Genomic DNA, 16,639 nt, shown 5'->3' on the forward strand with positions numbered 1-16,639 from the left:
GTGTCACTTTCGCTTTGGCAACAGTGTCTTGCCCGCCTGCAGGATGAGCTACCTGCCACAGAATTCAGCATGTGGATACGCCCGCTACAGGCCGAACTGAATGACAATACACTGGCCTTGTATGCACCTAACCGGTTTGTACTCGACTGGGTTCGTGATAAATATCTGAATAATATCAACGGACTATTAAATGAATTTTGTGGCACGGATGCGCCATTGCTGCGTTTTGAAGTTGGCAGTAAGCCTGTGACTCAAATCATCAGTCAACCGGTGGCGGCGACCGCCAGCGTCAGCGCGCCACCTGCTCCGGCAGGCGTGCGTCCGGCACCTTCACGCCCAAGCTGGGACAACGTACCGGCTCCTGCGGAGCTTTCTTACCGCTCGAACGTCAATACCAAACATAACTTCGATAACTTCGTCGAAGGTAAATCGAACCAGCTGGCGCGTGCCGCCGCACGTCAGGTTGCCGATAATCCCGGTGGTGCCTATAACCCGCTGTTCCTTTATGGCGGTACCGGCCTGGGTAAAACTCACCTGCTGCACGCGGTAGGTAATGGCATCATGGCGCGCAAGCCCAATGCCAAAGTGGTGTATATGCATTCCGAGCGCTTTGTGCAGGATATGGTGAAAGCGCTGCAAAATAATGCGATTGAAGAGTTCAAGCGCTATTATCGCTCTGTCGATGCGCTGCTGATCGATGACATTCAGTTCTTCGCGAATAAAGAGCGCTCGCAGGAAGAGTTTTTCCATACCTTTAATGCCCTGCTGGAAGGTAATCAGCAGATCATTCTGACGTCGGATCGCTATCCAAAAGAGATCAACGGCGTGGAAGATCGTCTGAAGTCGCGCTTCGGCTGGGGATTAACGGTCGCTATCGAGCCGCCTGAGCTGGAAACGCGCGTGGCGATTCTGATGAAGAAAGCCGACGAAAATGACATTCGCCTGCCGGGCGAAGTGGCGTTCTTCATTGCCAAGCGTCTGCGTTCCAACGTACGTGAGCTGGAAGGGGCACTGAACCGTGTGATTGCCAACGCCAACTTTACTGGCCGCGCGATCACTATCGATTTCGTGCGTGAAGCGCTGCGCGATCTGCTGGCGCTGCAGGAAAAACTGGTTACCATCGACAATATTCAGAAGACGGTGGCCGAGTATTACAAAATCAAGGTGGCCGATCTGCTTTCCAAACGTCGTTCTCGTTCAGTGGCGCGTCCGCGTCAGATGGCGATGGCGATGGCTAAAGAGCTGACCAACCACAGTTTGCCGGAAATCGGTGATGCTTTCGGGGGTCGCGACCACACGACCGTGCTGCATGCCTGCCGTAAAATCGAGCAGCTACGCGAAGAGAGTCACGACATTAAAGAAGATTTCTCAAATTTAATCAGAACATTATCTTCCTGACGCTATGAAATTTATTGTAGAACGTGAGCATTTACTCAAACCGTTACAGCAAGTCAGCAGCCCGTTAGGTGGCCGCCCAACGCTGCCTATTCTTGGTAACCTGCTGTTGCAGGTTAATGAAGGCAGCCTGCTGTTAACCGGTACAGATTTAGAAATGGAAATGGTAGCGCGCGTGGCGCTGGCGCAGCCGCACGAGCCGGGCGCAACCACCGTACCGGCGCGCAAATTTTTTGATATCTGCCGCGGCTTGCCGGAAGGCGCAGAAATCACCGTGGTGCTGGAAGGCGACAGAATGCTGGTGCGCTCAGGGCGTAGCCGTTTTTCACTGTCGACGCTGCCTGCCAGCGACTTTCCGAACCTGGATGACTGGCAAAGTGAAGTTGAATTCACGCTGCCACAGGCTACGTTGAAGCGCCTGATTGAAGCCACACAGTTTTCAATGGCGCATCAGGACGTTCGCTATTACCTGAACGGTATGCTGTTCGAAACCGAAGGTGAAGAACTGCGTACCGTGGCAACCGATGGTCACCGTCTGGCGGTTTGTTCAATGCCGATTGGTCAGGCATTACCAAACCATTCGGTGATCGTGCCGCGTAAAGGGGTGATTGAGCTGGTCCGTCTGCTGGACGGCGGTGAGACGCCATTGCAGGTGCAGATCGGCAGTAATAACATCCGCGCGCATGTCGGTGACTTTATTTTCACCTCCAAACTGGTGGATGGTCGTTTCCCTGATTATCGTCGCGTACTGCCGAAAAATCCGGATAAAACGCTGGATGCTGGCTGCGATCTGCTTAAGCAGGCGTTTGCCCGTGCTGCGATCCTCTCCAATGAGAAGTTCCGTGGCGTTCGCCTCTATATCAGCGAAAATCAGCTGAAAATTACCGCGAATAATCCCGAACAGGAAGAAGCGGAAGAGATACTCGACGTCACTTATGGCGGCACCGATCTGGAAATTGGCTTTAACGTCAGTTACGTGCTGGATGTGCTGAACGCGCTGAAATGTGAAAACGTGCGTTTACTGCTGACCGATTCGGTTTCCAGCGTGCAGATCGAAGATGCGGCCAGCCAGTCGGCGGCCTATGTGGTTATGCCGATGCGCCTGTAGTGGGTGAAATATATCGGGCTTACTTGCCATTTTGCGTCCGGGCAGTGCTCGCCGTACTCAGGTACGCTGTGGGGCTGCCGCTGGCCGGACGCAAACCGGCTGCGACGCTGATGCCCAGAATCGGAGTGGGTGACTGATTCACCTGCGGAGTTGTTTCTTCTATGGCTTTAACCCGCCTTCTTATCAAAGATTTCCGCAATATTGAAAATGCGGATCTCGCGCTTGCCCCCGGTTTTAACTTTTTAGTTGGCGCCAATGGTAGCGGCAAAACCAGCGTGCTTGAAGCCATCTATACCCTTGGCCATGGCCGCGCCTTTCGCAGCCTGCAAGCCGGACGCGTCATTCGCCACGAGCAGGATGCATTTGTCCTGCATGGCCGTATCGACGGAGCCGACCGTGAAATGTCGGTTGGGCTGACTAAAAATCGCCAGGGTGACAGTAAAGTGCGTATTGACGGCAGCGATGGCCATAAAGTGGCCGAGCTGGCGCAAATGTTGCCAATGCAGCTGATTACGCCCGAAGGTTTTACCCTACTCAATGGCGGGCCGAAGTATCGCCGTGCCTACATTGACTGGGGATGTTTTCACAATGAGCCAGGATTTTTTACCGCCTGGAGTAACCTGCGCCGCCTGTTGAAACAGCGTAATGCCGCGCTGCGTCAGGTGTCACGTTATCAACAAATTCGTGCCTGGGATCAGGAACTGGCACCGCTGGCGGAGCAGATAAGCCGCTGGCGTGCAGCATACAGTGAAGCGATCGCGGCGGATATCACCGCCACCTGCGCGCAATTTTTGCCTGAGTTTCAACTGAGCTTCTCTTTTCAGCGCGGCTGGGACAAAGAGAGCGATTATGCCGAGCTGCTGGAAAGGCAGTTTGAGCGCGATCGTGCCTTAACTTATACCGCCAGCGGCCCGCACAAAGCGGATTTTCGCATTCGTGCCGAAGGGACGCCGGTGGAAGACTTACTGTCACGCGGGCAATTAAAGCTGCTGATGTGCGCTTTACGCCTGGCGCAGGGTGAGTTCCTTACCCGACAGAACGGGCGACGTTGCCTGTATCTGATAGATGATTTTGCCTCTGAGCTGGACGAGAGTCGCCGCCGCCTGTTAGCGGCGCGTCTGAAGGCCACTCAGGCCCAGGTTTTTGTCAGTGCCATCGGTGCGGAACACGTCATCGATATGACTGATGAAAAGGGCAAGATGTTCCACGTAGAACAAGGTAAAATAGCAGTTCAACCTGAAGATTAAATGAGCGAGAAACGTTGATGTCGAATTCTTATGACTCCTCAAGTATCAAAGTCCTGAAAGGGCTTGATGCGGTACGCAAACGCCCGGGCATGTATATCGGCGATACGGATGACGGCACCGGTCTGCATCACATGGTATTCGAGGTTGTGGATAACGCCATCGACGAAGCACTCGCCGGGCACTGTAGCGATATTATCGTTACAATTCATGCTGATAACTCTGTCTCCGTGCAGGATGATGGCCGTGGTATTCCGACCGGCATCCATGAAGAAGAAGGTATTTCTGCTGCTGAAGTCATTATGACCGTACTGCATGCTGGCGGTAAGTTTGATGACAACTCCTATAAAGTGTCCGGCGGCCTGCATGGCGTGGGCGTCTCAGTGGTTAACGCCCTGTCGCAAAAGCTGGAGCTGACCATTCGTCGCGATGGCAAAGTTCATCAGCAGACTTACGTGCACGGTGTGCCACAATCGCCGCTGGCAGTGTCTGGCGAAACAGAGGCCACCGGTACCCGCGTGCGTTTTTGGCCAAGCCACGAAACCTTTACCAACGTCATTGATTTCGAATATGAGATCCTGGCAAAACGTCTGCGTGAACTCTCCTTCCTGAACTCCGGCGTCTCGATTCGTCTGGAAGATAAGCGTGACGGCAAGAACGACCATTACCATTACGAAGGTGGTATCAAGGCGTTCGTTGAATATCTGAACAAAAACAAAACGCCTATCCATCCGAACGTCTTCTATTTCTCTACTGAAAAAGATGGCATTGGTGTGGAAGTGGCGTTGCAGTGGAATGATGGTTTCCAGGAAAATATCTACTGCTTTACTAACAACATTCCACAGCGCGATGGTGGTACTCACCTTGCGGGCTTCCGTGCGGCGATGACGCGTACGCTGAACGCCTATATGGATAAAGAAGGCTACAGCAAGAAAGCCAAAGTCAGCGCTACCGGTGACGATGCGCGTGAAGGCCTGATTGCTGTGGTATCCGTTAAAGTACCGGATCCGAAATTCTCTTCACAGACCAAAGATAAACTGGTCTCTTCTGAAGTGAAATCTGCGGTTGAGCAGCAGATGAACGAACTGCTGGCTGAATATCTGCTGGAACACCCGTCCGATGCCAAAATTGTCGTCGGTAAAATTATTGATGCCGCCCGCGCCCGTGAAGCTGCGCGTCGTGCGCGTGAAATGACCCGCCGTAAAGGCGCGCTGGACCTGGCTGGTCTGCCAGGCAAACTGGCGGATTGTCAGGAACGCGATCCGGCACTGTCTGAAATCTACCTGGTGGAGGGTGATTCTGCAGGCGGTTCCGCCAAGCAGGGTCGTAACCGTAAGAACCAGGCGATTCTGCCGCTAAAGGGTAAAATCCTTAACGTAGAAAAAGCGCGTTTCGACAAAATGCTGTCTTCGCAGGAAGTTGCCACGCTGATCACCGCGCTGGGCTGCGGTATTGGCCGCGACGAATACAATCCGGACAAGCTGCGCTATCACAGCATTATCATCATGACCGATGCCGACGTCGATGGCTCGCACATCCGTACGCTGCTGTTGACCTTCTTCTATCGTCAGATGCCGGAAATTGTTGAGCGTGGTCACGTATATATCGCTCAGCCACCGCTGTACAAAGTGAAGAAAGGCAAGCAAGAACAGTATATTAAAGACGACGAAGCAATGGACCAGTACCAGATTTCGATTGCGCTGGACGGTGCAACGTTGCACACCAATGCCGATGCCCCTGCACTGGGCGGTGAGCAGCTGGAAACGCTGGTCGCTGAGTTCAACAGTACGCAGAAAATGATTAAGCGTATGGAACGTCGTTTCCCGGTTGCGTTACTTAACTCACTGATTTATCACCCAACCTTAAACGATCTCAGTAACGAAGCTGCGGTGCAGAGCTGGATCGAAAGCCTGGTGATTTACCTCAATGAGAAAGAGCAGCACGGCAGCACCTACAATGCGGTAGTGCGTGAAAATCGTGAACTGCATCTGTTTGAACCGGTACTGCGCATTCGTACCCACGGTGTTGATACCGATTACCCGCTGGATAACGAATTTATGCTGGGTGGCGAATATCGCAAAATCTGTACCCTGGGTGAAAAACTGCGTGGCCTGATTGAGGAAGACGCATTTATCGAACGCGGTGAACGTCGTCAGCCAATTGCCAGCTTTGAGCAGGCGCTTGAGTGGCTGGTGAAAGAGTCACGCCGTGGGCTGTCAGTGCAGCGCTATAAAGGTCTGGGTGAGATGAACCCGGATCAGCTGTGGGAAACCACCATGGATCCGGACAGCCGTCGTATGCTGCGCGTGACGGTTAAAGACGCCATTGCGGCTGACCAGCTGTTCACCACCCTGATGGGTGATGCGGTTGAACCACGTCGTGCATTTATCGAAGAAAATGCGCTGAGAGCAGCGAATATCGATATTTAATATCTGCTGCAATGTGAATTAAAAGGAACGGCAATTGCCGTTCCTTTTTTTTTACTCCTGCATTTCCGAAGGCGGTAAAACAAATTTATAGCCTTTACCCCACACGGTAAGAATACGTTCAGGAGCAGCCGGATTGGCCTCGATTTTCATCCGCAGCCGGTTGATATGGGTATTCACCGTATGCTCGTAGCCATCATGCTGATAACCCCACACCTGATTCAGCAGATTCAGACGGGAAAATACCTTTCCGGGATTTTTAGCAAAATGGTAGAGCAGATCAAACTCACGTGGCGTCAGATCGATATTACGCTGAAGCAGCTGCACTTCACGCGAAATCGGGTCGATTGTCAGATCGGCGATATTGAGTTTTCCCGTTTCTCTGCGCAGATTGGTCGTCATCGCTTCCTGACGACGAAACAGGGCTTTGATGCGTGCCATCAGTTCCAGCATCGAAAAGGGTTTGGTCAGGTAATCATCCGCACCCAGCTCCAGTTCTAAAACGCGATGAACCTCGCTGGAGTGTGCGCTGATAATAATAATCGGCGTGTAGTGGGGCATCAGGCGTGCGCGACGGCACATCTCCAGACCATCCACTCCCGGTAACATAAGATCTAAAATTAAGGCATCCCAGCCCCCCTGTTCCAGTAACAAGACGCCAGAATTCATATCAGTCGCGTGACTGATTGCATATTCTCCGTTGCGTATATTAAGTTGCAGAAGTTCAGCAATGTTGCTGTCATTTTCCACAATTAATATCTTTTTTGATCCCATCATCACTCATTGGCCTGTGCTTACGTCCTGCAAACTCGAGTGGAGATAGTACATAACTTCATCACTGCAAGTTATCACATTTTGTTTAACTTATGTGAGATATCGGTGAAGATTAGGGAAATTAACAGATTTTTATTTTCCTCAGTGCAAATTATTGTTTATTTTAATTTGCGGATTTTTTTAATCATTTTTGATTAACAAGCTGCTGTCGCTGCATCAGAGGCTGGTCACTTATTTCGCATTATTCACGCTGGTCAATGTGAGCGGGATCGCGCTAGCATGGTTAACACACCGTTATCTGACGAGGATGTTATGGCGATAAAACTGATTGCAATTGATATGGATGGCACGTTACTTAACCATCAACACCTGATTACGCCGCGCGTGAAAGAGGCGATCAGCCGGGCGCGGGACAAAGGCGTGCATGTGGTTCTGGCAACCGGACGACCTTTTATCGGCGTACAACGTTACCTGATGGAGCTGGATTTGCAGCAGGAAGGCCAGTTCTGCATTACCAATAACGGTGCGCTGGTGCAGCGTGCTGATAATGGTGACTGTATCGCCGAAGTTACCCTCTCTTTTGCTGATTACCTCTATTTTGAACAGCTTTCTCGCCAGCTGGGCGTTCATTTCCAGGCGCTGGATAAATCACTGCTGTATACCGCCAATAAAGATATCAGTGAATTTACCATTCATGAGGCGTCAATGACTGGCATTCCTTTGCGCTACCGCAGTGTGGAAGAAATGGACCGTAGCCTGACCTTTCCGAAAGTAATGATGATCGATCCGCCAGAGGTTCTGGATGAAGCGATTAAGCGCCTGCCGCAGGAAGCACGCGAGAACTACACCATTCTGAAAAGCGCGCCTTATTATCTGGAAATCCTGCATAAACAGGTGAATAAAGGTGCAGGTGTTAAAGCGCTGGCCGATCGGCTGGGCCTGTCACGCGATGAAGTGATGGCAATTGGCGATCAGGAGAACGATCTGGCGATGCTGGAGTTTGCTGGCACCGGCATTGCGATGGGTAACGGCATCGAATCGGTAAAAGCCATCAGCCAGTTTGTCACGAAAACCAATATGGAAGATGGCGTCGCGCACGCGATTGAGAAGTTCGTTCTGTAGTTTCTGGCTCTCTTTTCCGGGCCACATCACGTGGCCCGTTATGTAATCCCACCTGAAATCTGCTTGCTGATTCTCTGACAGCGAACTGTCCGTTTTGTGATCTCGATTGTAGTACAATATATATTTGTAGTACTACAATGGTCGCATCATCCCGCACTGAAGATTAAGGACATGATGTGACCAGCTATATCGCTATCGACTGGGGCTCAACCAATCTGCGTGCCTGGCATTATCAGCAGGGCAAATGCATTGATCAGCGACGGTCTGAGGCCGGCGTCACCCGGCTGGCTGGTCGCAGTCCGGCTGAGGTGTTTGCCAGCATCACCGCGGGCTGGCCGGTTGAGCAGTTGCCGGTGGTGATGGCTGGAATGGTGGGAAGTAACGCCGGCTGGCAGTCGGTTCCCTATCTGCCTTGTCCGGTTGCGCTGACTCAGCTGGCATCAAATCTGAGTAGTGTTCAAGGAAAAGCGTGGATTGTGCCGGGATTAAGCATCGAACGTCGCGATAATCACAATATTATGCGAGGTGAAGAGACGCAGCTGCTGGGCGCATTCAGCCTGGCGCCGTCGACAACCTATGTGCTGCCCGGTACCCATGCCAAATGGGTGCAGACTGAAGGCGATAGCGTGCGCGATTTTCGCAGCGTAATGACCGGCGAACTGCATCATCTTCTGCTGCAACACTCCCTGCTGGGCGCGGGCCTGCCGCCACAGCAGCCGGATGCCGCAGCATTCCGTGACGGGCTGGAAACCGGTTGTAACGACCGCAGTATTCTCTCACGGCTGTTTGAAGTGCGCGCCGCACATATTCTGGGCTCCCGTCCCGCTGAATCAACCAGCGAATTCCTTTCCGGTTTATTGATTGGTCATGAAGTGGCGCTGATGCAGCAGCAATTCGCCCCCGACAGTCATTCACCGCTGACGCTGATCGCTGACGGCTCGCTGGCAGAACGTTATCAGCAGGCGATGATATTTGCCGGTATTCCGGCGCAATTACTGGAGGGTGATGTGGCCTTCCTGCATGGAATAAGGAGCATTGCCGATGAACTGGCCAACTAAGCTGCCGTTAATCGCCATTCTGCGGGGTATCGAGCCGGAAGAGGCTGAGGCGCACGTCAGCGCACTGATTGCCGCCGGTTTTGATGCGATTGAAATCCCACTGAATTCACCGCAGTGGCAGCGCAGTATTGCCCAGGTGGTACAGCGCTATGGTCATCAGGCGCTGATCGGCGCTGGCACAGTGCTGACGCCCGAACAGGTCGAGATACTGAGTGATATAGGCAGCCAGCTGGTGGTAACACCTAACACCGATCCGGCGGTAATCCGCCGCGCAGCAGAAAAAGGCATGACGATTGCTGCCGGTTGCGCCACCGCTTCTGAAGCGTTTAGCGCGATCCACGCGGGTGCTCAGGCGCTGAAAATTTTTCCATCATCAGCATTTGGGCCGGATTACATCAAAGCGCTGAAAGCGGTACTGCCGCCAGCGATACCGGTGTTTGCCGTCGGCGGCGTTACGCCGCAAAACCTGAAGGATTTTCTGGCTGCGGGTTGTATCGGCGCAGGTCTGGGTAGCGATCTGTATCGGGCAGGCCAGCCAGTTGCGGTGACTGCCGCTAAAGCACAGGCTTTTGTAGACGCTTATAAGGAAGCTGTACGATGAAAATAACCAAACTGACCACCTATCGTCTGCCCCCGCGCTGGATGTTCCTGAAAATTGAAACCGATGAGGGCATTGTGGGCTGGGGCGAACCGGTCATTGAAGGGCGTGCGCGCAGCGTTGAAGCAGCGGTGCATGAGTTTTCTGATTATCTGATCGGTCAGGACCCGGCACGCATCAATGATCTGTGGCAGGTGATGTATCGCGGCGGGTTTTATCGCGGCGGTGCGATTCTGATGAGTGCGATTGCCGGTATCGACCAGGCATTATGGGATATCAAAGGAAAAGCGCTGGGCGTGCCGGTTTATCAGCTACTGGGTGGTCTGGTTCGCGACAATATTAAGGCCTACAGCTGGGTAGGCGGCGATCGACCGGCAGAAGTGATTGAAGGCATCAGCAAACTGCGCGCGATCGGGTTTGATACTTTTAAACTCAATGGCTGCGAAGAGCTTGGCATCATTGATAACTCGCGAAAAATCGATGCGGCGGTCAATACCGTGGCTCAAATTCGTGAAGCTTTTGGTCATCAAATTGAGTTTGGCCTCGATTTTCACGGTCGGGTGCATGCGCCGATGGCGAAGGTGCTGATCAAAGAGCTGGAGCCGTATCGCCCGCTGTTTATTGAGGAGCCGGTACTGGCGGAACAGGCGGAATACTATCCCCGCCTTGCGGCGCAAACTCACCTGCCGATTGCCGCTGGTGAGCGGATGTACTCCCGCTTTGAATTTAAACGCGTACTGGATGCCGGTGGCCTGGCGATTCTGCAACCCGATCTGTCACATGCCGGTGGCATCACTGAGTGTGTGAAAATTGCCAGCATGGCGGAAGCTTATGATGTGGCGCTGGCACCGCACTGTCCGCTCGGCCCGCTGGCGTTGGCTGCCTGTCTGCATGTGGATTTCGTCTCGCGCAATGCGGTATTCCAGGAGCAAAGCATGGGGATTCATTACAACAAAGGTGCAGAACTGCTGGATTATGTGGTGAACAAACAGGATTTCAGCATGAATAATGGTCACTTTGCTCCGCTGAATAAACCGGGGCTGGGTGTGGAAATTGACGAGCAACTGGTAATTGAGCGCAGCCAGCAGGCGACAGACTGGCGCAATCCACTGTGGCGCTATGCCGATGGTTCAGTCGCAGAATGGTAATCCCTCAGATAACAAGAATTCTTATAGTTCATAAATAATTCGCGTTGCAGCCAGCCTGGCCGCAGCCTGAAGATTGACGAAAAGAACCCGTGGCAAATAAACCTGGCGTAAATTGCGGGCGGCTTACTGCTGCCCCGCTAACGATACGTGAATAAAAGAGGTTGTTATTATGAACACCGACCTGTACTCCTCAACGCTAAAACAACTCAATGCCAAAATAATACCTTTTATCGTTATTTGTTATTTTGTCGCCAACCTGGATAAAACCAATATTTCGATCGCTGCATTACAGATGAATGCCGATTTAGGCTTGTCCGCCAGTATGTACGGGCTGGGCGTAGGCATGTTCTATATCTCGTATATTATTTTCGAACTGCCGAGCAATATTATTATGACCCGCGTCGGCGCGCGTATCTGGATTGCCCGTATTATGATTACCTGGGGCATCGTCAGTACCGGCATGGCCTTTGTTCAGTCGGCTAACCAGCTGTATGTGATGCGCTTTTTGCTCGGCATGGCGGAAGCCGGTTTCACCCCCGGCATCATTTACTACATCTCCTGCTGGTTCCCGAAAAGCAACCGCGCCCGCGCCATGTCATTTTTCTATATGGGATCGGTCGCCGCATCCATTATCGGTTTGCCGATTTCCGGTGCGCTTCTCAATATGCACGGCATTGCTGATATCGCTGGCTGGCGCTGGCTGTTTGCTATCGAAGGTGTTCCGGCGCTGGTGCTGGGCGTGCTGGTATTACGGCGCTTACCGGACTCTCCGGCGCATGCCAGCTGGCTGAATCCGCAGCAGAAAAGCTGGTTGCAGCAGCGCCTGCAACAGGACAATGTGGGCGTAGAGATCGGAGCCAATCACTCCTGGCTGAGCGCGCTGAAAAATAAAACTGTACTGCTGTTAAGCCTGGTGTGGTTCCTGCAGGCATTTGGCTCGATTGGTATTACCCTATTTATGCCGTTAATTATAAAAAGCATGGCCGCTGAACAAAGTAATTTTGTTATCAGTCTGCTTTCTGCGGTGCCGTTTGTCTGTGCCTGCTTATTTATGTATTTAAACGGACGCCACTCGGATAAAACCGGCGAACGTTCATGGCATCTTGGATTACCGCTGATCTTTTCCGGTCTGTCGCTGGCAATCGCCATCTGGTCCGGCAGCCTGCTGCTCTCTTATCTGCTGCTGATCTTAACCGTCGGCTTTAACTTTGCGCTGACGCCGATCTTCTGGGCGGTTACCACGGAAAAACTGGCTGGCGTTGCCGCTGCCGCTTCGATTGCTTTTATCAACACGGTCGCCAACTTTGTCGGCCTCGGCCTGCCGCCGATACTTGGAAAAATTAAGGATCTGACCGACAGCTATCACTACGGTCTGTTAATCGTCGCACTGGCGCTGATTATTGGCGGCATTATCGGCATTGTGGTGTCGCGACCGACGGGTAATTCTGCGGCGAACGCACTCTCTCAGGTATCAAAATGAAACAGAAAATCTTATTACAGGCGGCGCTACCCGCGCCGTTAATCGCAGAACTGCAACAGCGCTATCAGCTGATCGATTATCAAACTCTGACGCCAGCCGATTTTTCCGCCGTCGCCGCAGAATTTCAGCTGCTGCTGACCAACGGCGAAGCCACGGTGACCCGTGAGTTAATCGCTGCGCTGCCCAACCTGGCGCTGATTGCGGTATTTGGCGTCGGCTATGACGGCGTGGACGTGGCCGCTGCGCGCGAGCATCAGGTGGCGGTAACCCACACCCCGGGAGTGCTGACCGATGATGTCGCAGACCTGGCGATGGGGCTGATGCTGGCGACCTCAAGGCAAATTGTTGCGGCCCAGCAGTTTATTCAGCAGGGAAGCTGGGCGCAGGGCGGCTATCCATGGACGCGTAAAGTATCGGGTTCGCGGCTGGGTATTGTCGGTCTCGGGCGCATTGGGATGGCGGTGGCAAAACGCGCCGGGGGATTTGATATGTCGATTGCTTACTGCAACCGTAGCCCGCTTGATGGCGCGCCGTGGCACTATCAGCCGGATTTACTGACGCTGGCACAGCAGAGTGATTATTTACTGGTCTGCACCCCAGGCGGAGCCAATACCCGCCATCTGATTAATCGGGCGGTGCTCGATGCGCTGGGTGAACAGGGAACGTTAATCAATATTTCACGCGGTAGCGTGGTTGATCAGCAAGCACTGATCGCCGCGCTGGACGCCGGTACTCTCGGTGCCGCCGGGCTGGATGTATTTGATGATGAGCCGCGGGTGCCGGATGCACTGCAAAATCGTGCCAATGTGGTGATTACGCCGCATATGGCCAGTGCCACCTGGTCGACGCGGAAAGCGATGTCGCAACTGGTTCTGGATAACGTGCAGGCGTTTTTTGCCGGTCATTCACTGGTGACGCCGATACCCTAATGGCAGCGAATGTTTTACCCTTAACAGAATCACCGTGAAGGGTAAAACAGATGACGGAAAAACAGCTTACTTTTGATGACCGGAACCATCAGCTCACTAATATCAATGTCTGGACCGCCGACAGTCAGTGGCTGGTATACGATCTGCGCCCGTCCGGCGCGTCCTTTACCAGCCTGACGGTTGAACGCGTTAACTGCGCCACCGGTGCAACTGAAGTGCTGTATCAGGCCACTCAGGGCGCGCACGTGGGCGTGATAACCGCCAGCCCTGATCTGCCTGCCCGCTACGTCTGTATTCACGGGCCGGAACATCCCGACAGCCACTGGCAGTATGATTTTCACCATCGTCGCGGCGTGATCATTCAGCACGGCCAGGCGGAAAACCTCGATGCCTGTGATATCACCGCACCTTTTACCCCAGGCGCATTGCGCGGCGGCTCGCATGTGCATGTGTTCAGCCCTGACGGATCGCGTCTGAGTTTCACCTATAACGACCATGTGATGCATGAATGGGATGCCAGAGAAGATTTACGTAACGTTGGCGTGGCGGTGCCGCTGCATGCGGTCTGCCCGGTTAAACAGCATCCACGGGAATATGACGGCAGCCATTTCTGTGTGCTGGTGAGTCAGACCAGTGCAAAACCGATTCCCGGCAGCGATGAGATCAACCGTGCTTATGAAGAGGGATGGATCGGCAATCAGGGCTATCGCAAGCCGGACGGTAGCCAGCAGCGCTGGGCGCTGGCATTTATTGGCGATACGCTGAGCAGCCAGGGCGACACGCTGGCGGAGGTGTTTATTGTCGATTTACCGGAAAAAATGCAGGATTACGCGCAGGCGGGCGACTGGCCGCTGGAAGGTAGTGAAACGCGCTTACCGGCTCCGCCGCGGGGTGTGCATCAGCGTCGCCTGACGTTTAGCGCCGAGCGGCGCTATCCCGGCGTTGTCAGCCAGCCGCGCCACTGGCTGCGCGCCTCGCCGGATGGCAGCGCCATTGCTTTTCTGATGAAAGACGACCGCGGTATTGTCCAGCTGTGGACGGTCTCGCCGAATGGCGGCGCTCCGCAGCAGATTACCCGCAGCGCCAGCGATATTCAGTCAGCGTTTAGCTGGCACCCACAGGGTAACGCGCTGGCGTTTATTTGCGATAACAGCGTGATGTTATGTGAGGTAGTCAGCGGGAAGATGCAGAGATTAACGGCACGCAGTGACAGCGCGCCGTGCGGAGATGCGGTGGTGATATCGCCGGACGGCCAGCAGGTGGCCTATGTGCGCGATATCAATGGCTACCGTCAAATCTTTACGGCCGCGATCAATTAGCGGCCAGTGGAGCGCTTTCTACCATGCTGTCATGAGTTTGTGACAGCTTTTCGCTTTGCAGTACACGTTCGCGCGGTGAGTCTTCCGCTTTATTATCATCAGAGCGGGCGTAGTCCCACGGCAACAGCAGCGTATCCATAACGGCGGAAAACGGCAGGTCGATCACCGCCAGGGGTTTAAGCGCCCAACTGGTCTGGTCATCGGCAATAATAGCAGCACTGGCGCGCGTGCCTGGGTAGTAACCCTGGCTGGCGCCGGTATGTGACATTACACTGGAACAGCCGGTAGTACTTGCCAGAGAACAGCAAGCGAACAGACCGGCTAAATGGTAACGCTTAATTGCTTTCATCTTGAATATCCCTTCAGCCATGGTCACAGTGCCTGCCTGAGTTTACTCGCCGACGAGCAGGGAAACTTCCCGGTTACTCTGTGGTAACTCTTACCCGATTCTCAGCGATGTCTCAAATGAGTGTATGTCATTTACCGTGGGATGGTTAAAAAAATTGCTGGCCCCACACTTGAAAGCGACATAAATGTCACCATTTTTAAATCACGGTCACAAAAGAGTACGCCGACAGGGTACTGCTTTGATGGCTGACAGCCTGTCCATTGGGGAAGGTTGTTTATCTCACTCGCTGAATTTCAGGAGCTATTACTATGCGTAACTTTGATCTCTCTCCACTTTACCGTTCTGCTATTGGTTTCGATCGTCTGATTAACCTGCTGGAATCCAATCAGGGCCAGAGCAACGGCGGCTATCCTCCGTATAACGTCGAGCTGGTGGATGAAAATCACTACCGGATTACCATTGCCGTGGCAGGATTCGCTCAGAGCGAACTGGATATCACTTCCCACGACAATCTGCTGATTATTCGCGGTGCGCATGCTGATGAGCAAACTGAGCGCCAGTATCTCTATCAGGGCATCGCCGAGCGTAACTTCGAGCGTAAATTCCAGCTGGCCGAGCACGTGCACGTCCGTGATGCACGTTTAGAAAATGGCCTGCTGTATATCGAACTGGAGCGTGTGGTTCCTGAAGCCATGAAGCCACGCCGTATCGATATTCTTAGCTAATTGCGACGTTGTTACAGCAGCCAGCACCCGTCTGGCTGCTGAATTATTGCTGGTGCTGCCGCACATTGCGCGATGGCATCAGCATTCCGCCAAACATATTGAGTAACAGTCCGGCGATAATTATCCCCGCGCCTACCATCTGCATCAGTGACAAGCTTTCATCCAGCAGTAAAGCCGCACTAATAATACCCACCACCGGCACCAGTAATGCCAGCGGCGCAACCCGCCAGGTTTCATAACGCTTCAGCAAACTCCCCCAGATGGCATAGCCGACAATAGTGGCGATAAACGCCAGGTAAATCAGCGCCATAATGGTTGTTGAGTTAATGTTTATCAGGCTGGAAATCATCGCTGACGAACCGTCATACAGCCAGGAACAGGCCAGAAAAGGCCCCACGGGAATCAGCGCGCTCCAGACCACCAGCGACATCACCGGCACCTGACTATTACGCATAATCACCTTATTGGTGATATTGCCCAGCGCCCAAGACAGCGCCGCTGCCAGTGTCAGCAGCAGAGTGACAACAGTGATACCGCCGCTCTGATTCGCCATACCGGCCTCTGCCAGCACCAGCATACCGGCCGAAGCCAGCAGAATGCCGGCAATATGGTTCCACTTCAGCTTTTCAGACAGCAACACTGCGCCGAGCAGAATGGTGAAAAAGGCCTGAGCCTGAATCACCAGTGAAGCGATACCGGCTGGCATTCCCAGCTTGATTGCCAGGAAAAGAAACGCGAACTGACCAAAACTGATGGTCATACCATAAGCCAACAGCCATCTGAGCGGGACTTTCGGCGGTTTGATAAAAAGGATTGCCGGAAAAGCCACCAGTGCAAAGCGCAAGCCGGCCAGAAGAAATGGCGGCATATCGTGGAGACCGACTTTAATCACCACAAAATTCACTCCCCAGGCGATTACTACGCAGAGAGCCAGCAGCATATCTTTGACCGACATAGCGTTATC

At 53.3% G+C, this 16,639-nt stretch carries 15 protein-coding genes; 12 read left to right on the forward strand and 3 right to left on the reverse strand.

The features are described 5' to 3' along the window. From dnaA to gyrB, 4 genes are all read left to right on the forward strand, one after another. Entirely contained in the window at positions 1–1,398 is a 1,398-nt protein-coding gene (dnaA, locus tag RIN69_RS00005) for a chromosomal replication initiator protein DnaA (protein WP_313854698.1), read from the forward strand. Positions 1,399–1,402: 4 nt separating this feature from the next. Beyond that, positions 1,403–2,503 carry a DNA polymerase III subunit beta gene (dnaN, locus tag RIN69_RS00010; protein WP_313854699.1) on the forward strand — a complete coding sequence of 367 codons (1,101 nt, stop codon included), beginning with the start codon at positions 1,403–1,405 and terminating at the stop codon, positions 2,501–2,503. Between the two features lie 161 nt (positions 2,504–2,664). Next, positions 2,665–3,750: a DNA replication/repair protein RecF gene (gene recF, locus RIN69_RS00015; RefSeq protein ID WP_313854700.1), complete on the forward strand. Its 1,086-nt coding sequence runs from the start codon at positions 2,665–2,667 to the stop codon at positions 3,748–3,750. Positions 3,751–3,767: 17 nt separating this feature from the next. Further along, entirely contained in the window at positions 3,768–6,176 is a 2,409-nt protein-coding gene (gene gyrB, locus RIN69_RS00020; RefSeq protein ID WP_313854701.1) for a DNA topoisomerase (ATP-hydrolyzing) subunit B, read from the forward strand. A gap of 51 nt (positions 6,177–6,227) precedes the next feature. Here gyrB and RIN69_RS00025 read toward each other — a convergent pair whose 3' ends face one another. Next, positions 6,228–6,950, reverse strand: a complete 723-nt coding sequence (locus RIN69_RS00025) for a response regulator transcription factor (RefSeq protein WP_313854702.1) — start codon at positions 6,948–6,950, stop codon at positions 6,228–6,230. A 309-nt stretch (positions 6,951–7,259) separates the two neighbouring features. Here RIN69_RS00025 and yidA point away from each other — a divergent pair, with 309 nt between their 5' ends. The 7 genes from yidA (at position 7,260) to RIN69_RS00060 (ending at position 14,601) form a co-directional block, all read left to right on the forward strand. Then, the gene (gene yidA / locus RIN69_RS00030; protein ID WP_313857840.1) at positions 7,260–8,069 is read left to right on the forward strand and encodes a sugar-phosphatase; all 810 of its coding nucleotides are present in this window, start codon (positions 7,260–7,262) and stop codon (positions 8,067–8,069) included. Between the two features lie 176 nt (positions 8,070–8,245). Further along, positions 8,246–9,127, forward strand: coding sequence for a 2-dehydro-3-deoxygalactonokinase (locus tag RIN69_RS00035; protein ID WP_313854703.1), 882 nt, complete (start codon positions 8,246–8,248; stop codon positions 9,125–9,127). After that, complete coding sequence (locus RIN69_RS00040) at positions 9,111–9,728, forward strand: 2-dehydro-3-deoxy-6-phosphogalactonate aldolase (protein WP_313854705.1); 618 nt, start codon at positions 9,111–9,113, stop codon at positions 9,726–9,728. The genes RIN69_RS00035 and RIN69_RS00040 overlap by 17 nt, the downstream gene beginning before the upstream one ends. Beyond that, positions 9,725–10,873: a galactonate dehydratase gene (gene dgoD / locus RIN69_RS00045; RefSeq protein WP_313854707.1), complete on the forward strand. Its 1,149-nt coding sequence runs from the start codon at positions 9,725–9,727 to the stop codon at positions 10,871–10,873. Before RIN69_RS00040 ends, dgoD begins: the two co-directional genes overlap by 4 nt. Before the next feature lie 169 nt (positions 10,874–11,042). Next, positions 11,043–12,353 (forward strand): MFS transporter, encoded by a 1,311-nt coding sequence (locus tag RIN69_RS00050; RefSeq protein WP_313854708.1) that lies wholly within the window; start codon positions 11,043–11,045, stop codon positions 12,351–12,353. Next, positions 12,350–13,282, forward strand: coding sequence for a 2-hydroxyacid dehydrogenase (locus RIN69_RS00055; protein WP_313854710.1), 933 nt, complete (start codon positions 12,350–12,352; stop codon positions 13,280–13,282). Before RIN69_RS00050 ends, RIN69_RS00055 begins: the two co-directional genes overlap by 4 nt. A 50-nt stretch (positions 13,283–13,332) precedes the next feature. Then, positions 13,333–14,601: a DUF3748 domain-containing protein gene (locus RIN69_RS00060; RefSeq protein WP_313854712.1), complete on the forward strand. Its 1,269-nt coding sequence runs from the start codon at positions 13,333–13,335 to the stop codon at positions 14,599–14,601. On the opposite strand, the gene RIN69_RS00065 is transcribed toward RIN69_RS00060, so the two are convergent. After that, positions 14,594–14,950 carry a YceK/YidQ family lipoprotein gene (locus RIN69_RS00065; RefSeq protein ID WP_313854713.1) on the reverse strand — a complete coding sequence of 119 codons (357 nt, stop codon included), beginning with the start codon at positions 14,948–14,950 and terminating at the stop codon, positions 14,594–14,596. The two genes, RIN69_RS00060 and RIN69_RS00065, sit on opposite strands and share 8 nt — an antisense overlap. A gap of 308 nt (positions 14,951–15,258) precedes the next feature. On the opposite strand from RIN69_RS00065, the gene ibpA reads away from it, so the two are divergent. Beyond that, entirely contained in the window at positions 15,259–15,675 is a 417-nt protein-coding gene (ibpA, locus tag RIN69_RS00070) for a small heat shock chaperone IbpA (RefSeq protein WP_313854714.1), read from the forward strand. A 43-nt stretch (positions 15,676–15,718) separates the two neighbouring features. On the opposite strand, the gene RIN69_RS00075 is transcribed toward ibpA, so the two are convergent. Next, a complete protein-coding gene (locus RIN69_RS00075) occupies positions 15,719–16,630 on the reverse strand; it encodes an EamA family transporter (RefSeq protein WP_313854715.1) in 912 nt (303 codons plus the stop codon). Positions 16,631–16,639 lie beyond the last annotated feature (9 nt).

The sequence above is a fragment of the Winslowiella toletana genome, from assembly GCF_032164335.1.
In the GTDB taxonomy this organism is placed as follows: Bacteria; Pseudomonadota; Gammaproteobacteria; order Enterobacterales; family Enterobacteriaceae; genus Erwinia; species Erwinia toletana_A.

Bases quoted from the DNA above. Each gene is read 5' to 3' on its own strand.
- RIN69_RS00025 (WP_313854702.1), bottom strand. From the start codon at position 6,950: ATGATGGGATCAAAAAAGATATTAATTGTGGAAAATGACAGCAACATT.
- RIN69_RS00065 (WP_313854713.1), bottom strand. From the start codon at position 14,950: ATGAAAGCAATTAAGCGTTACCATTTAGCCGGTCTGTTCGCTTGCTGT.
- ibpA (WP_313854714.1), top strand. From the start codon at position 15,259: ATGCGTAACTTTGATCTCTCTCCACTTTACCGTTCTGCTATTGGTTTC.
- RIN69_RS00050 (WP_313854708.1), top strand. From the start codon at position 11,043: ATGAACACCGACCTGTACTCCTCAACGCTAAAACAACTCAATGCCAAA.
- dgoD (WP_313854707.1), top strand. From the start codon at position 9,725: ATGAAAATAACCAAACTGACCACCTATCGTCTGCCCCCGCGCTGGATG.
- RIN69_RS00060 (WP_313854712.1), top strand. From the start codon at position 13,333: ATGACGGAAAAACAGCTTACTTTTGATGACCGGAACCATCAGCTCACT.
- gyrB (WP_313854701.1), top strand. From the start codon at position 3,768: ATGTCGAATTCTTATGACTCCTCAAGTATCAAAGTCCTGAAAGGGCTT.
- RIN69_RS00075 (WP_313854715.1), bottom strand. From the start codon at position 16,630: ATGTCGGTCAAAGATATGCTGCTGGCTCTCTGCGTAGTAATCGCCTGG.
- yidA (WP_313857840.1), top strand. From the start codon at position 7,260: ATGGCGATAAAACTGATTGCAATTGATATGGATGGCACGTTACTTAAC.
- RIN69_RS00055 (WP_313854710.1), top strand. From the start codon at position 12,350: ATGAAACAGAAAATCTTATTACAGGCGGCGCTACCCGCGCCGTTAATC.
- recF (WP_313854700.1), top strand. From the start codon at position 2,665: ATGGCTTTAACCCGCCTTCTTATCAAAGATTTCCGCAATATTGAAAAT.
- dnaN (WP_313854699.1), top strand. From the start codon at position 1,403: ATGAAATTTATTGTAGAACGTGAGCATTTACTCAAACCGTTACAGCAA.
- RIN69_RS00040 (WP_313854705.1), top strand. From the start codon at position 9,111: ATGAACTGGCCAACTAAGCTGCCGTTAATCGCCATTCTGCGGGGTATC.